Below are 15,807 nucleotides of genomic sequence, written 5' to 3'. Positions count from 1 at the left end.
CTTTGAAAAAATATGCTCGGATCGACCACAGAGGAAAAGTTTTCGCCTACTAATGGAGCAAGCATCATTGTCATGGCTTCTCCTCCATAACTTGATTTACTCTGTTCTTGCTGTTCTCAAAGAATTTTTCGTAGTCTTTTTTAAGTTGCACAAGATATCGTGGGTCTTCCGGACCAGTAAACGCTTTAATACTGTCACGATCATATTGTTTTGCATGTTCCCACGCTTCTATACACCCCTTCTTCGGATCCTCTTCCAAATCATGAAGTAGGGATAGCGCAGCATCCACGCTGGCAAGGTGATAATTTAGAAAAATTTTCCACCGTTCTAGGCGATACTCATGAGAGGGAACCGGCCAGCCTTTTATTTGCCCTGGCCAATTCGGATGGTCGGGCTGAAAGTCACTAGATACGACAGCGACCTTACCGTCCGGGGTACGCAACACCCACAGCTCACCAGGCTTGCCGTCAGGGTATTGTGGGACCTCGACGAGGTGGGTTTCCTTAACTTCAAGCAGCCCCTTTTCTGGACCTCTATCTACCCAGTGCGTCGCGTTCACCTGCAGTTTGATACCGGGACGCCAAGTCTTGGGCAGCGTCGCGCAACACGTCGTCCCACCGGCCCCATAAGGATCTATCAGTTCGCCGCCTGCGGCGGGTTGATCCTTGAGCGCCGGATTCTTGACGGAATAACTAAACGTGTCCACGGTGTGGTTGACGCCATGAAGATTGACGTCCACGGTTGTTGACTCACTACACGCGGTGAGAGCGGGTTGAATCAACAGGCAGGCCAGCACCGGTACAGCATATTTCCAGATCGGCTTGAGCATGTTCGTCCTCATGATGATGTCCTTCGCCAGGTCTGCAGCATGTTGGCTACGGCTGCTTCTTCACATAAGAGATCCTGCTTCCAGAACCATTCGCACCATTCGATCAGACTGTGATCGCCCATACCTGCCTTCCGTGCAGCGCCTAATGCTGCGCTGAGCAGCGCATGCGTTCTCGAAGGACGGTTATAGACTTCATGCCCGCGGTCACCCAGCAAGGCCATCAACTCATCGGCATGGCTATCTCCAGCCAGGACTGCGAACTGGCGTTCATCCAGCACCGGGTTATCAGCGGCGCACTCACTTGAACTCTCGACTGAAAGCGCATGCCAGCAACCATCCCGCCCGATGTAGGTCCAGCCCGTCGCCGGACCAAGGAACTGGGCGCGCTGTGTCGGATTGAGCACATCGACAATGGCTGGTAAGCGCCGCGTATCTGGAAATCTGAAATTGAAAACCTGGCCGTCCACCTCGATGACACACCAGGCTGACAAGCGGCGTGCCAGTTGCTCGAGGGATTCCGGCGTGGCGATCACGCTGAGCATCGGCCAGCGGTCGCAGCGCTGCAGCAATGCCTTCAATGTCTTGTCCGCAGGGTCAAACGGTGTGAGGAATGGCGACGCGTTCCCCGCTTCTTCCGAACAGCCCGGGAGCAAAGCAAACAGAATGGCTTTGCGTTCGCTTGCGAGCTTCTTGTGCAAGCCAGGAAGGAATGCGCCGTCGACGAGGACATACAGTCGATCAGCCGGAGCCAGCTGCGCCGCACGTGCATGCAGATCGTCCAGCCATTGAATGGAAAACGCATCGATGAACATGTCATTCCACCATCGTGAAGGCGGGGGCCGCAGCCAATGATTTCTTGAGGCAGGCAATGCAGATACTGCGTGGCAGTGCCGGCATCTCGAAATCCAGCTTCGCCGGATCGGAGAAACTCTTCTTTCCGGCATGTGCGGTGAGCTTGCCGGGACACTGGAACGTGATGTTTCCGCCTTCGATCGTGATATTTGCCCCGCCCGCTGTCGACAGGCTGAGCCTTTTTGCTGCGGCCAGGTCGATGCGCGCACTGACACTGGTGAGCGTCACCTCGTCCCGCGCCTGCACTGCGATACCGTCCGCCTGTGACTGAATATCCATGGCGTCCGCGGCGGCGATCATCTGCAAACCAAGGCCTTGTTCTCCGGCTTTGACGGCGCCCGCCAAAGCGCCGATGGCCTGGCCCGTATGCAAACGTGACTGTCCACCGTCGACAAATTGGACATCTTGTCCGCTCAACACAGAAAGCGTTTTGCCATTTGCCAACTGGAAGCTCTGTCCTGCCATCGCGCTGAAGTCGTCGTTCGCCGCAAACGTCATGATCGGGTCGCTCGCATGCGGCAACTTGCCGTCACCGTCATTCGTGGTCCTGGCAGCCGCGTCTGTCCTGGCTCGGTCCAGGCTGTCGCTGCCAACCATGCCCGACACCGAAGTCAGCATCGCCTCGAGCGGGGCGTTCTTATCGTCCAGCACGCTCGTATGGGCCGTCATGGCCCCTTTATGCGAAGCGAAACCGACCGCCTGATGCGTTGTCGCGGCTGAATGAAAGCTTGCGGCGAGGGAGGCTGCCTGACGTAAAACGCCAAGGCCCCCCTTGTTCTCGCCAGCAGGTTCTCTACGGGCTGAGTTATGTGTGGCACCGTAACTCGTCACCAGCAACCCAGCCGCCCGCACAGCGCCATATGCATCGGTATGCAGTCCGGCGCCTAGGCCGCGGACGCTGCCACGGTAATTGTCAGCTGAATGGATCAGATGCCCAAGACTCAGTTCTGCCGCAACATGGGTGCACTTGAGCTGAACGCGGCCCTGCGCATCGGTGTCATCGAACACGAGTTGGTTGTAGCCCGAGCCGCCGAATTCCTTGCTGCGCACGCCCAACTGTGAGGCAGTATTCCGGTGGCCGCTATTGTCGCCCGAGGCGCCGTGCCATACCGGACTGTAGCCGCCAGCTAGTTCGCCTTGCGCTGAGGTCGCATGGTCATTGGCACGCCCAAAGCAGGTCTCGTCGTGCCGCCGGATAGTCCTGCCTCCTGGCGTCGGCGCAATTCCACTCTCGCCTTGTCCGTTGTACAGGGCGCCCACGACGATCGGCCGGTCGATATCATTTTCCAGGAATTGCACCAGCACTTCCTGCCCAATGCGCGGCAAGAACTGGCTGCCCACGCTGCCGCCGGCCGCCCGCTGAGCGACCCGAACCCAGCAGCTCGCATTGCCGCTGTCCTGCCAGTGAAAGCGAATGCGTATCCGACCCAGCCGGTCGCAATACAGTTCATCCGCGCCGTTTGGCTCGTCGTTGCCATCAGAGCCGATGACGACCGCGCTCTGCGCACCCATGGCAGTCGGTTTCGGCTCAGCACCATCAACGCAGCCTGGCAGCCAAGGGCGCCACGGCAACGCAGCCGGGACTGCCTCGAAGCAGTTGGCATATCCGGATTCGACAGCCCGGCCGACGGCGAGCGCCATGTCATCAAGCGCATGTGGGCGCCTGCACTCCTGCAGCAATTCGGGAAGGGGTCCGAATAGTTCTGCGAGCGCATGCTGTGCCGGCGGGGGCAGGTTATTGACGCCCACGCTCGTCACGCGCAACACGGTGAACCCCGCCGACTCACCGAGCTCTTGCAGCGGCGCACCGGTGATGGTGAGACGCGTCCCCGGACGCAGGCTACGGACTGTCGAACGGCCACGCCACAAGTGGCTGCGCGCTTCCTGCCCTTCCATCCGCAGGTCGGCGTGGCCTCGAGCATGGCGCCGATCTTTGAATGCGTATTGGCCGGGCACATCACAGGTTTCCAAGCCAGACAAGCTGCGATGACTGGACAGACGGCTAGGCGAAGCAGCGGCCACTATCTGCCTGGCCTTGTAGTCATAACTCAGCACAGTGGTAAGCGAAGCATGAAGGCGGCATTGCGCAACCAGGGCTTGCACCGTGTCTTGATGTTCGACGGCACCGGCGCCGTGATAGCGGATTCCGCCATCGATCTCGCTGCTGGGGTCCTCCGGCACCGCGTTCCCGTGGCTGCTGTCGGCGAACAGTAGCATCGCAGGTCCTTGGTCGGTCTGTTCGAAGCGCCAGTTGATTCCCTCTTCTGCCAGAATCCTGCGTATGAAATCGAGGTCGGATTCACGGTACTGGCAGCAGTAGCCGCGCGGCGCGGTGCCTGCCATAAAAGACGAAATCTCATCGCTCCAGCGCCACTGCGCCAGCGGCAGATAAGCCTCAAACACCGAGTCGACGATCCCGATCACGGTCTTGTCCTGCCACACGCGACTGTTGCGTACCTGGCCAAGACGCCATAGCCATGGCGAGATGCGCACCCGATAGCGAGCAAGGCCGCCGTCGCTGCCAAGCATTGCTACTTCGCTGATCTCCCCGGCGAAACTGGTGCGGCTACGGTTGGCCAGGGCAATCTGCAGGCTCGCCGACTGTCCCAGCAGTTTTTCCAGCTGTATGTGGGCATTGGTCGACAGGACAATGAGGTCTCGCACATCGAGCTCGTTCAAGGCGTCATCGGCCAGGAAAGCCTCGACCAACAACTCTCTCGAACCGAAGTCAGCGCTGCTGTCGTCGATGCTCAGCTCATAGAGCCTTGTCGTGCTTGAAAAACGGGCAAGCTCGACGGCAATTTGTTCCGCCAGTATCGTGGTCATGTGGGAAAGCTATTCTTCGGTGAGTCCGCGATACTCAGCGGACGGTATGAAAATAAAAGTACATCGGCCAACATACCGGACTGATCCGACAAGTCATTGCGCAATCGCATCAATTTTCAGCTGCCGTACTGCTTGCCGGTCACGAGCATTTCGCCTAACATGTGAACAAATCTACACATGTTAATCATGACTACACCTACCGAATTCGAACACGCGGCCGGCGCCGTCGAAGAACTGGCCGACCTGTTCCACCTGCTCGGCGACGCCACCCGCCTGCGCATCGTGTTGGCCTGCCTGGCGCAGCCGACCGCCGTGGGGGACATCGCCGCCTCCCTCGACCTGTCCAGCTCCCTGGTCAGCCACCACCTGCGCCTGCTGCGCGCGGCGCGCATCGTCAAGGCCGAGCGCCAGGGCAAGCAGGTCTTCTATTCGGCTGCCGACGCCCACATCAGCAGCCTGCTCGCCAACATGTTCGAACACATCGCCGAACCAGTCAACGGAATGGACGCATGAGCACCACCCACACGCACGACCACCATGATCACGACCACGATCATGGCCACCACCATGGTTTCGGCCACCACCATCACCACATGCCAGATCCGGCCGGGCACGAGCGCGCCTTCGCGCTGGCCATCGGCCTCAACGCGCTGTTCGTGGCCATCGAATTCACCTACGGCTTCATCGCCCACTCCACCGCACTGATGGCGGACGCCGGTCACAACCTGTCCGACGTGCTCGGCCTTGTGCTGGCCTGGGGCGCGGCGGCGCTGGCCAAGCGCGCGCCGACGGGTCGCTACACCTACGGCCTGCGCGGCTCCTCGATCCTGGCGGCGCTGGGCAACGGCCTGCTCCTGATGGTGGCCTGCGGCGCCATCGCCCTGGAAGCGGTGCAACGCTTCAGCGAGCCGGCGCCGGTACAGGGCCTGACGGTGTCGATCGTGGCGGGGATCGGCGTCGCGATCAACGGCTTCTCGGCCTGGTTGTTCATGGCCGGCAGCAAGAGCGACCTGAACCTGCGCGGCGCCTACCTGCACATGGCGGCCGATGCGGCGCTGTCGCTGGGCGTGGTGATTTCGGGTCTGCTCATCATGGGCACCGGCTGGACCTGGGTCGACCCGGCGGTGAGCCTGGCGATCGTGGTCGTGATCGTGATCGGCACCTGGTCGCTGCTGCGCGAATCGGTGCTGCTGTCGATGGCGGCGGTGCCGCCCGGCGTGGATGCGAACGCGGTGCGCGGCTTCCTGTGCAGCCAGCCTGGCGTGAAGGAAGTGCACGACCTGCACATCTGGGCGATCAGCACGACCGAGAACGCGCTGACGGCGCACGTGGTGATGCCGGGCGGGTATCCGGGGGACCGGGTGCTGGACGAGATGGTGGCCAAGCTGCGCAGCGACTTCGGGATCCACCACTGCACGCTGCAGGTGGAGGAAGGGACGACGCATCATGGCTGTACGCTGGGAGATCATCATGGTCATGACCATGACCATGATCACGACCATGCCCACGCGCACTGAGTGCGGCCGGGCCGGCGAACTCTAGCCGGCCAGGTTGGCGTACAACGCCGTACTCAGGTAACGCTCGCCGAACGACGGAATGATCGTCACGATCAGCTTCCCGGCATTCTCCGGCCGCTGCGCCACCTGCACCGCCGCCCACAAGGCGGCGCCCGACGAAATCCCCACCAGCAGTCCCTCTTCGCGCGCCGCGACGCGCGCCGTCTCGAAGGCATCCTCGTTCTTCACGGTGATCACTTCGTCGTAGACGCCGGTATTGAGCACCGCCGGCACGAAGCCGGCGCCGATGCCCTGGATCGGGTGCGGTCCCTTGGTCCCTTTGGACAGCATGGGCGAGGCTTCCGGCTCCACCGCGATGGCCTGGAAGCCGGGTTTGCGTGCCTTGATGACTTCGCTCACGCCGGTGATGGTGCCGCCGGTACCGACGCCGGCCACCAGGATGTCGACCCGGCCGTCGGTGTCGCGCCAGATTTCCTCGGCGGTGGTGTTGCGGTGGATTTCCGGGTTGGCCGGATTGTTGAACTGTTGCGGCATGAAGCAGTTCGGGTCGGCGGCGACCAGTTCCTCGGCGCGGCGGATCGCGCCCAGCATGCCTTCGCTGCCCGGCGTGAGCACCAGCTCGGCGCCATAGGCGCGCAGCAGCATGCGCCGCTCGTTGCTCATGGTCTCGGGCATGACCAGCTTGCAGCGGTAGCCGCGCGCGGCGCACACCATCGCGAGCGCGATGCCGGTGTTGCCGCTGGTGGGTTCGACGATGACGGTGTCGGGCTTGATCATGCCGGCCCGCTCGGCGGCCTCGATCATGGCCAGGCCGATGCGGTCCTTCACGCTGTGCGCCGGGTTGTGGTATTCCAGCTTGCCGAGGATCTCGGCGCCGCCATTCGGGGCCAGCCTGCGGATTCGTACGAGGGGGGTGTTGCCGATCAGTTCAGTAACGTCGTTCGCGATGCGCATGCCGGTCTCCCGAGAGTCGTTAGCTTTAGATTTACTTCACGTTCACCAGTTCCACATCAAAGATCAGGTCGGCATCGGGCGGAATCATGCCGCCGGCGCCGCGCTTGCCGTAGGCCAGTGCGCTCGGGATGACCAGGGTGCGCTTGCCGCCCACCTTCATGCCCTGCACGCCCTGCTCCCAGCCCTTGATGACCATGCCGGCGCCGAGCTGGAACTCGAGCGGGTCGCCACGGTCGAGCGAGGAGTCGAACTTCTTGCCGCGCTGCTTGGGCGCGAGCGGCTTGTGCAGCCAGCCGGTGTAGTGGACCAGCACCTTGCTGCCGACGCTGGCTTCCTTGCCCTTGCCGACCACGCGGTCGATGATCTCGACCTGCGGGGTGGGCGCGGCCGGGACGACCGGTTCGGCCTGCGGCTGGACCGTCTGCGGCTGGGTCGCCTGCGGGACGTTCTGCTGCTCCGGCGCAGGCTGGGTGGTGGGCTTGGACGCGTCCTGTTGCTGGGTGGCGCTGTCCTGGGCGGTGGCGCCGGCAGCGGCGGCCAGCAGCAGTGCTGCGAATGCGGTACGACGGATCATGTGGGTTCTTCCATCAAAGTGATCAATAACTGATCCTATGATAGCAAGGCCGCTTCGGCTTGCACAGTTTGCGCTTCAGCAACAGCATCGACAGCATCCACCGGCTCGGCATTAGCGGCATCCGCCAGCTTGCGCAGCAGGTGACCGGCCGCCACCATGCCGAAGGTGGCGGTGACCACCATGCTCGAGCCGAAGCCGGCGCAGTTCAGGCCGGTGACGCCGTTCGGGTCGATCGCACAGGCATCGCCGGCATCCGGATAGCGCAGCGGTTCCATCGAGAACACGGCATCGATGTGGTACTTGTTCTTTTCGCCCTTGGCGAAGCCGTACTGGGCGCGCAGGATCTTGCGCACTTTCTTCAGCAGCGGTTCCTGCTCGGTGCGGGCCAGGTCGCGCACTTCGATCTTGGTCGGGTCGGTCTGGCCGCCGGCGCCGCCAATGACGATCAGGGGCAAGGCCTTGGCGCTGCAGTAAGCGATCAGGGCCGCCTTCGACTTGACGCCGTCGATGGCGTCGACCACGTAGTCGAAACCTTTACCGGCGATCATCGTCTCGATATTCTCCGGGTCGATGAAGTCCTCGACCAGGGTAACCTTGCAGAACGGGTTGATCTGCGCGATGCGTTCCTTGAGCGCCTCGATCTTCGGCATCCCGATGGTCGAGCTGAGCGCCTGGAGCTGGCGGTTGATGTTCGATTCGGCCACGTTATCGAGGTCGATCAGGGTCAGGTGGCCGACGGCGCTGCGTGCCAGCGCCTCGACGATCCAGGAACCGACGCCGCCGACACCGATCACGCAAACGTGCGCCGCACGGAAGCGTTCGAGGGCACGCTCGCCATAGAGGCGCGCGATCCCGCCGAAGCGGCGCGCAAAGTCGACTTCGTCGTCCAGGGTAGCTGCAAGAGTAGGGGTATCGGTCAGGTTCATCCCGCCATTTTAACGGACCTCGATTGCGCATCTGCACTAAAATAGCTACTAGTCAACCAAATTCTTCTCGTGTGTCAACAAAACGCCCCATGACTCTCCACCTCCACGACACCGCCCCCGATTTCGACCAGCCGATCGCCGTCCTCAAGCACTGCCACGACCGCATCCGCAAGCAGCTGGCGACCCTCGACAAGCTGCTCGCCCACCTGCCGGAATTCGGCGCCGACGAACAGGCGCGCCAGGCCGCGGCAGCGGTGCTGAAATACTTCGAGAAGGCGGCCCACCTGCACCACGACGACGAGGAACAGGACCTGATCCCGATGCTGCGCGCCGTGGCGCAAGGCGAGGATGCCGCCACCCTGCAGGCGCTGGCGCCGGTGATCCTGCAGGACCACAAGGACATGGACGCGATCTGGCAGGACTTGCACGAGCAGCTGACCGCCATCGCCGAAGGCGGGTCGACCGTACTGTCGGCCAGCGCGGTGCAGCGTTTCAGCCAGCGCTATCTTTCCCACATGGAACGCGAGGAAGGCACGATGGCGCCGATGGCCCTGCGCCTGTTCAGCCCGGAACAGATGGCCCAGCTGGGCAAGGCCATGCAGGCGCGCCGCGGTATCGGCGTGGCCTCCCCTGCCCCGGCGATCGGCCAGGCCGTCGCCGACCTGCGCAAGGATTACGGCCAGGCCAGCCTGAACGAGAACGAGGTGATGGACGACCCGATGCTCCAGTTCACGCAATGGTTCGAGCAGGCGCTGAAGGCCGAGGTGAACGAGCCGAACGCCATGTCGGTGGCCACGGTGGCCGCCAACGGCCGCCCGAGTTCGCGCATCGTGCTGGTGAAGCAGTTCGACGAACGCGGCTTCACCTGGTACACCAATTACGACAGCCGCAAAGGCCAGGAGTTGGAGGATAATCAATACGCCGCTTTGTTGTTCTTTTGGAGCGAACTCGAACGCCAGGTGCGCATCGAAGGACGTGTAGAGCGCACCTCAAACGAAGAAAGCGACCGGTATTTCCGCAGCCGGCCGCTGAAAAGCCGTTTGTCGGCCATCGCCTCTCGTCAAAGCGCTCCAATCGGCAGCCGCGCTGAGCTGGAACAGAACTACGACGCCGTAGCACGGCAAGCTGGAGATGATCCTGCGCGTCCAGGCAACTGGGGCGGTTTCCGCCTCGTGCCCGAGCGCCTGGAATTCTGGCAGGGGCGCCGCTCCCGCTTCCACGACCGCATCGTCTACGAGCGTCAGGAAGACGGCAGCTGGACCCGCCTGCGTTTGCAACCCTAGGCCGGCCGCAGCGCGAGCTCGCATCTGCGCGGCACGCCGGCCACCTATGCCGGAGGTGAGCGTGTTCGAGCAAATGGTATTGTCGGCCTGGAGTGCAGGCCTGCGTGACAAGCTGTCCCTGCCCTTGCGGGTCGAACTGTGGGATGGCCGCCAACTCGAGTTTTCCTCCGAGCCAGCACGGGTGACCATCCGCGTCCCCGACCGCTCTGCCCTGCGCTACCTGCGCTCGCCCTCGCTGTACAACCTGGGGCGCGCCTACGTCGAGGGAGCGATCGACATCAAGGGACGGGCGGCCGACATCATCAACGTCGGCAACGCCCTGGCGGCCAGCCTGGACAAGGGACGCGGCCGCCTCGGCGACATGCTGCGCCGCGCAGTCCCGCACACGCGCGCGAGCGATGCCGAAGCGATCCGCTACCACTACGACGTTTCCAACGATTTCTACGCGGCCTGGCTCGACCCGGCCATGGTGTATTCCTGCGCCTACTTCGAGAACGGCGACGAAGACCTGGCCACGGCGCAGCAAAAGAAGATCGACCACATCCTGCGCAAGATCGACCTGCGGCCCGGACAGACCTTGCTCGACATCGGCTGCGGCTGGGGTGCGCTGGTGCTGCGCGCGGCCCAGGCCTTCGGCGCACGCTGCGTCGGCGTGACGCTGTCCGAGAACCAGGCCCGGCTTGCGCGCGAGCGGGTCGAACGGGCCGGATTGCAGGGACAGGTCGAGATTCGCCTGCAGGACTACCGCGACGTCGACGGCAGCTTCGAGCGCATCACCAGCGTCGGCATGTTCGAACACGTCGGCGTGCAGCACCTGCCAGAATATTTTTCACGCGTGAACCGGCTGCTGGCCCCGGGGGGCGTGGTGATGAACCACGGAATCACGACCACCAATGTCGACAACAGTGCCACGCCCTACGGCGGCGGCGAATTCATCGACCAGTACGTGTTCCCGCACGGCGAGCTGGCCCACCTGGCCACGGTGGTGCGGGCGATGCAGGAAGGCGGGCTGGAAGTGCGCGACGTGGAAAACCTGCGGCGCCACTACGCGAAGACCTGCGCGATCTGGACCGACAATTTCGAAAGCAATGCCGAGCATGTCCGGACGCTGACGGACGAGAAGCGCTTCCGCATCTGGCACGTCTACCTGGCGGGCTGCGCCTACGCCTTCGCGCACAGGAGGATCAGCCTGTACCAGATCGTGTGCGGGAAGGCGGATGGGGATGTGGCGCAGCTGCCCTGGTCGCGGCGGTATATGTACCTCGACACATGAATACCGTTACACCGTAGGGTGGCCGGCTCCGCCGGCCGCGCGTTCAAATCACGGCATTGCTGCCCGCGCGGCTATTCTGTTGCTGGTTGAACGCACGGTCGGCAAGCCGACCACCCTACTTGAGCCGCTCGCTGAAGGTCTTGCGGAACTTCGCCACCTTCGGCGCCACCACGAAGGCGCAGTAGCCCTGCAGCGGATGCTGCGCAAAATAATTCTGGTGATAGTCCTCGGCCTTGTACCAGGTCTCCTGGGGCAACAGCTGGGTCACGATCAGCGCATCCCATACCGCCGCCATCTCGGCCATCACCTTGCGCGCCATCGCCTCCTGCTCCGGCGAGGTAGTGAAGATCACCGAGCGGTATTGCGGGCCGACATCATTGCCCTGGCGGTCAGGCGTGGTCGGATCATGAATCGTGAAGAAGATCTCGAGGATGTCGCGGTAGCTGATCACCGTCGGGTCGAACTCGAGCCGCACCACCTCGGCGTGGCCGGTCGTGCCCGCGCACACCTGTTCGTAGCTCGGCTGATCGACATGGCCGCCCATGTAGCCCGATTCCACGCGCGTCACGCCGCGCGCCTCCAGGTAGACCGCTTCCAGGCACCAGAAGCATCCGCCCCCCAGGATGGCTACCTCCCTCCCGCTTTGTTCGCTCATTGCACGCACCTTTGCTATTTCGTCAGATTCGATAGTTCTTAATGTAACGCAAAGCGCACTTTCATGCAGTGCGCTCGGGATCAAAACCCGGCCGGCCGCCCGACAGTGGCATAATGGCGGTCCAATGAATACACGCTCTCCCCGTGCCACGACGCGCGGTTTCGACTCGGCGCATTTTCGCCACGCCCTGTCGCAATTCGCCACCGGTGTCACCGTCATCACCACGCGCCTTGCCGACGGCTCGTTCCGCGGCCTGACCGCCAGTTCCTTCAACTCGGTCTCGCTCGAGCCCCCGCTCGTCCTGTGGAGCCTGGGCGCCGGCGCCAACAGCCTGCCCATCTTCAGCGGCAACTCGCATTACGTCATCAATGTGCTGGGCGCGGGCCAGCAGGACCTGGCGCTGCGCTTTTCGCGCCGCAGCATCGACGATCCCTTCACCGGCGTCGAGTACGAACTGTCGCGCACCGGCCTGCCGATCCTGAAGGGCGTCTCGGCCTGGTTCGAATGCCACAACCGCAGCCGCTATCCGGAAGGCGACCACGTCATCTTCGTGGGCGAAGTCGAGGAATGCGCCGTGCATCCGCAGTCGGCGCTGCTGTTCCATGGCGGGCGCTTCGGTGCAACCGGCTAGGGCGACCTTTTAAACCCGTTTCCAGTGCAGCTGGCGAGGATCACGCCAGCTCTCCGGATTTTCAGGCAAATCCCGCCGGGCCTCGCGCCCTACCATGCTCTTCACCTTAACGCCGCCTCAAGCGGCATATCATGGAGAAGAGATCATGTCCAAAGTCTGGTTCATTACGGGCGCCGGCCGCGGCATCGGCGCAGAAATTGCTCATGCAGCTATCGCCGACGGCGACCGCGTTGTCGCGGCGGCTCGCAGCCTTGCACAGCTGACATCCACCTTCGCCTCGGTCGATTCGGAGCAGGTCGAACTGGTCGGACTCGACGTCGCCAAGGAAACGCAAGCGGCGGCCGCCATCGAGGCCGCCGTCGCCCGCTTCGGCCGCATCGACGTGCTCGTCAACAACGCCGCCTATGGGCTGCTGGGCAACTTCGAGGAGCTGTCCCCGGCCGACATCGAACAGCAGTTCACGGTCAATGTATTCGGCGTGATGCACGTGCTGCGTGCCGCCCTGCCGGTGTTGCGCCGCCAGCGCGCGGGCCACGTCGTCAACATCAGCTCGATCGCCGGCGTCACCGGCTTCGATGGCGCCTCGGTCTACTGTGCCACCAAGTACGCGATCGAAGGCCTGTCGTCTTCGCTAGGGCTGGAGCTGGCCAAGTTCGGCATCAAGGTAAGCACTGTCGAGCCGGGCTTCTTCCGTACCGACTTCCTCGACCAGAGCTCGGTGCGCTACGGCCAGAAGGTGATCGACGATTATGCGGCCCACGGCTCGGTCGAGAACGCGTATGGCGCCTACCATGGCAAGCAGCTGGGTGATCCGGCCAAGCTCGCCAAGCTGGTGGTGCACCTGGCCGGGATGGACAATCCGCCGAAGCAGTTCCTTGCAGGCAGTGATGCACTCGCCATGGCACAAACCGCGATCGATGCCCGGCTCATCGAGTTGAACGAACTGGCTGGACTGTCGCGCTCGACGGACCACGATGCCTGAGCACTGCAGCGGCACTGGTGGTATCCTGCGACCGATAGCGCCATGAACTCGCCCGACCAGCTCCCCATCCTTGCCGGTGTCCAGACAAGCGAGCCGCCCCAGCAGCCGGCCATGCCTGCGCGCTTGGCGCGGCTGCTGCTTGCCACTGCGCCGCAGGACGGTTCATTCGAGACCTGCATTCCGGGCGTACATGCCATCCGCGCCTCGACCACCAGCGCGGAACTGGTGCATGGCCTGCACCGCCCTGCCCTGTGCATCGTTGCGCAGGGCGCCAAGACGGTCATGCTGGGCCAAGAGTCCTATGAATACGATCCCTCGCGCATGATGATCTTTTCGCTGGACCTGCCGATCGCCGCCATGATCAGGCAAGCCAGCGTGGCCGCGCCCTACCTGTCCTTCCGGCTCGATTTCGACCAGCAGCGGCTGGCGGAACTGATCCTGAAGGCCTATCCGGAAGGTGTGCCGGCAGTTCGCGACAGGCGTGCCGTGTACGTGGCGCAGGCGGGCGAAGCCGTCGTCGACGCCGCGGCGCGTTTGATGGCGCTGGCCAGCCAGCCCGAGGATGCCGCCCTGCTGGCGCCGCTGGCCATCGACGAGATCGTGCTGCGCCTCTTGCGCGGCCCCTTTGGCGCCCGCCTGGCCCAGCTCGGCCGCGTCGAGTCGCACCGTATCGGCAAGGTAGTGGACTGGATCCGCCGGAATTACGACCGTCCTGTCCGCATCGACGACATGGCCGAGCTGGCGCACATGAGTCCCTCCTCCCTGCACGAGCACTTCAAGTCGCTGACCTCGATGAGCCCGCTGCAGTTCCAGAAGACCCTGCGCCTGCAGGAAGCACGCCGCCTGATGTTGTCGACCGGCATGGATGCCGGACTCGCTTGCCAGCGTGTCGGCTATGCCAGCCCCTCGCAGTTCAGCCGTGAATATGCTCGCCATTTCGGCTCGGCGCCGACACGCGACATGCTACGTCTACGCAATGCCGGCCTGGCGCAAGCAGTATCGTTTACACAATAATCCGCCATCGTCGGCGCGCGAATTTCCGACCGAGCAAAAATGAAAATGCTTGTCGCAGATTCAAAAGATACGGCGGCGCACCATTCTTATAATGGTCAAGCTATGGCGTGCCTTCAGACTGGCGTGCGCCTCGTACAAGAACCTATCGAGACAGGAAGATCCATGAGCCATTCCGATTCGCCCCGCAAAGCCGCCTTCCACTGGGACGACCCCCTGCTGCTGAACAGCCAGCTCACCGATGAAGAACGCATGGTGCGCGAGGCTGCGGCAAGCTACTGCCAGGACAAGCTGAAGCCGCGCATCCTCGAGGCTTTCCGCCACGAACGCATGGACAACGCGATCTTCCGCGAAATGGGCGAACTCGGCCTGCTCGGCCCGACCATCCCGGAACAATACGGCGGCCCGGGCCTGAACTACGTCTCGTATGGCCTGATCGCACGCGAAGTCGAGCGCGTCGACTCCGGCTACCGCTCGATGATGAGCGTGCAGTCCTCGCTGGTGATGGTGCCGATCTTTGAATTCGGCAATGAGGAAACCAAACAGAAATACCTGCCGAAACTGGCCACCGGCGAATGGATCGGCTGCTTCGGCTTGACCGAGCCGAACCACGGCTCCGACCCGGCCTCGATGGTCACCCGCGCCCGCAAGGTCGAGGGCGGCTATTCGCTGAGCGGTTCCAAGATGTGGATCACCAACTCGCCGGTCGCCGATGTGTTCGTGGTCTGGGCCAAGGACGACGAAGGCGCGATCCGCGGCTTCGTGCTGGAAAAGGGCTGGAAGGGCCTGAGCGCTCCCGCCATCCACGGCAAGTTCGGCCTGCGCGCCTCGGTCACCGGCGAGATCGTCATGGACGAGGTGTTCTGCCCGGAAGAGAACGCCTTCCCGGACGTGCGCGGCCTGAAGGGTCCGTTCACCTGCCTGAACTCGGCGCGCTACGGCATCGCCTGGGGCGCGCTCGGCGCGGCCGAAGACTGCTGGCACACGGCGCGCCAGTACGTGCTGGACCGCAAGCAGTTCGGCAAGCCGCTCGCCGCCAACCAGCTGGTACAGAAGAAGCTGGCCGACATGCAGACCGAAATCACCCTCGGCCTGCAGGGCTGCCTGCGCCTGGGCCGCATGAAGGACGAAGGCACCGCCGCCGTCGAGATCACCTCGATCATGAAGCGCAACTCCTGCGGCAAGGCACTGGATATTGCCCGTACGGCACGTGACATGCTCGGTGGTAACGGCATCTCGGACGAGTTCGGCATTGTGCGCCACATGGTCAACCTCGAAGTGGTCAACACCTACGAAGGCACCCACGACATCCACGCGCTGATCCTCGGCCGCGCACAGACTGGCATCGCCGCGTTCTGATCCTCCAGGCGCGCCGCCGTACGGTGGCGCACTGTTTCCTCTCGCACTGGCCGAGTTACAACAATTCTTTTCTAGTTTCAATCGCGCTACGTCAATACGGTGCAAATTTGCGCTAGGATAGTTACCGGATTCTCA

General features: G+C 63.1%; 15 protein-coding genes. 8 read left to right on the top strand and 7 right to left on the bottom strand.

The window, feature by feature from the left end; translation table 11 throughout:
* Positions 1–70: 70 nt before the first annotated feature.
* Genes YWC_RS32055 through YWC_RS0111410 form a run of 3 tightly spaced genes read right to left on the bottom strand, consistent with a single transcriptional unit; the run spans position 71 to position 4,507 of the window.
* A complete protein-coding gene (locus YWC_RS32055) occupies positions 71–829 on the bottom strand; it encodes a DUF3304 domain-containing protein (protein ID WP_169728111.1) in 759 nt (252 codons plus the stop codon).
* Between the two features lie 8 nt (positions 830–837).
* Positions 838–1,641 carry a DUF4123 domain-containing protein gene (locus YWC_RS31560; RefSeq protein WP_051306398.1) on the bottom strand — a complete coding sequence of 268 codons (804 nt, stop codon included), beginning with the start codon at positions 1,639–1,641 and terminating at the stop codon, positions 838–840.
* 1 nt (position 1,642) lies between these two features.
* The gene (locus YWC_RS0111410) at positions 1,643–4,507 is read right to left on the bottom strand and encodes a type VI secretion system Vgr family protein (RefSeq protein WP_027865488.1); all 2,865 of its coding nucleotides are present in this window, start codon (positions 4,505–4,507) and stop codon (positions 1,643–1,645) included.
* A gap of 186 nt (positions 4,508–4,693) precedes the next feature.
* Between YWC_RS0111410 and YWC_RS0111405 the strand changes: the two genes are divergently transcribed.
* Together YWC_RS0111405 and YWC_RS29105 are read left to right on the top strand one after the other, a co-directional pair.
* Positions 4,694–5,020, top strand: a complete 327-nt coding sequence (locus YWC_RS0111405) for an ArsR/SmtB family transcription factor (protein ID WP_027865487.1) — start codon at positions 4,694–4,696, stop codon at positions 5,018–5,020.
* Positions 5,017–6,024 carry a cation diffusion facilitator family transporter gene (locus YWC_RS29105; protein WP_051306397.1) on the top strand — a complete coding sequence of 336 codons (1,008 nt, stop codon included), beginning with the start codon at positions 5,017–5,019 and terminating at the stop codon, positions 6,022–6,024. Before YWC_RS0111405 ends, YWC_RS29105 begins: the two co-directional genes overlap by 4 nt.
* A 21-nt stretch (positions 6,025–6,045) precedes the next feature.
* Here the strand turns inward: YWC_RS29105 and cysK are convergent, their stop codons facing one another.
* Genes cysK through tcdA form a run of 3 tightly spaced genes read right to left on the bottom strand, consistent with a single transcriptional unit; the run spans position 6,046 to position 8,478 of the window.
* A complete protein-coding gene (cysK, locus tag YWC_RS0111395) occupies positions 6,046–6,978 on the bottom strand; it encodes a cysteine synthase A (protein WP_027865486.1) in 933 nt (310 codons plus the stop codon).
* A 31-nt stretch (positions 6,979–7,009) separates the two neighbouring features.
* On the bottom strand, positions 7,010–7,552 hold the full coding sequence (locus tag YWC_RS0111390) for an FKBP-type peptidyl-prolyl cis-trans isomerase (RefSeq protein ID WP_027865485.1): 543 nt from the start codon (positions 7,550–7,552) through the stop codon (positions 7,010–7,012).
* 35 nt (positions 7,553–7,587) lie between these two features.
* Positions 7,588–8,478, bottom strand: coding sequence for a tRNA cyclic N6-threonylcarbamoyladenosine(37) synthase TcdA (tcdA, locus tag YWC_RS0111385; protein ID WP_027865484.1), 891 nt, complete (start codon positions 8,476–8,478; stop codon positions 7,588–7,590).
* 89 nt (positions 8,479–8,567) lie between these two features.
* On the opposite strand from tcdA, the gene pdxH reads away from it, so the two are divergent.
* Positions 8,568–9,761: a pyridoxamine 5'-phosphate oxidase gene (gene pdxH, locus YWC_RS0111380; RefSeq protein ID WP_027865483.1), complete on the top strand. Its 1,194-nt coding sequence runs from the start codon at positions 8,568–8,570 to the stop codon at positions 9,759–9,761.
* Positions 9,762–9,822: 61 nt separating this feature from the next.
* The gene (locus YWC_RS0111375) at positions 9,823–11,034 is read left to right on the top strand and encodes a class I SAM-dependent methyltransferase (RefSeq protein ID WP_036214145.1); all 1,212 of its coding nucleotides are present in this window, start codon (positions 9,823–9,825) and stop codon (positions 11,032–11,034) included.
* A 115-nt stretch (positions 11,035–11,149) separates the two neighbouring features.
* Here YWC_RS0111375 and msrA read toward each other — a convergent pair whose 3' ends face one another.
* The gene (gene msrA, locus YWC_RS0111370; RefSeq protein WP_027865481.1) at positions 11,150–11,689 is read right to left on the bottom strand and encodes a peptide-methionine (S)-S-oxide reductase MsrA; all 540 of its coding nucleotides are present in this window, start codon (positions 11,687–11,689) and stop codon (positions 11,150–11,152) included.
* A gap of 124 nt (positions 11,690–11,813) precedes the next feature.
* On the opposite strand from msrA, the gene YWC_RS0111365 reads away from it, so the two are divergent.
* The 4 genes from YWC_RS0111365 to YWC_RS0111350 all read left to right on the top strand — a co-directional run bounded on the left by YWC_RS0111365 (position 11,814) and on the right by YWC_RS0111350 (position 15,672).
* Entirely contained in the window at positions 11,814–12,320 is a 507-nt protein-coding gene (locus YWC_RS0111365; protein ID WP_027865480.1) for a flavin reductase family protein, read from the top strand.
* A 145-nt stretch (positions 12,321–12,465) separates the two neighbouring features.
* Positions 12,466–13,302, top strand: a complete 837-nt coding sequence (locus YWC_RS0111360) for an SDR family NAD(P)-dependent oxidoreductase (RefSeq protein WP_027865479.1) — start codon at positions 12,466–12,468, stop codon at positions 13,300–13,302.
* Between the two features lie 42 nt (positions 13,303–13,344).
* Positions 13,345–14,316: an AraC family transcriptional regulator gene (locus tag YWC_RS29100; protein ID WP_211238962.1), complete on the top strand. Its 972-nt coding sequence runs from the start codon at positions 13,345–13,347 to the stop codon at positions 14,314–14,316.
* A gap of 162 nt (positions 14,317–14,478) precedes the next feature.
* Positions 14,479–15,672 (top strand): acyl-CoA dehydrogenase, encoded by a 1,194-nt coding sequence (locus YWC_RS0111350; RefSeq protein WP_027865478.1) that lies wholly within the window; start codon positions 14,479–14,481, stop codon positions 15,670–15,672.
* Positions 15,673–15,807: the final 135 nt, after the last annotated feature.

It is taken from the genome of Massilia alkalitolerans DSM 17462 (genome assembly GCF_000427785.1).
In the GTDB taxonomy this organism is placed as follows: domain Bacteria; phylum Pseudomonadota; class Gammaproteobacteria; order Burkholderiales; family Burkholderiaceae_D; genus Telluria; species Telluria alkalitolerans.
The sequence above is the reverse complement of the archived record's forward strand: the minus strand, read 5'-3'. Positions and strand labels throughout refer to the sequence as shown.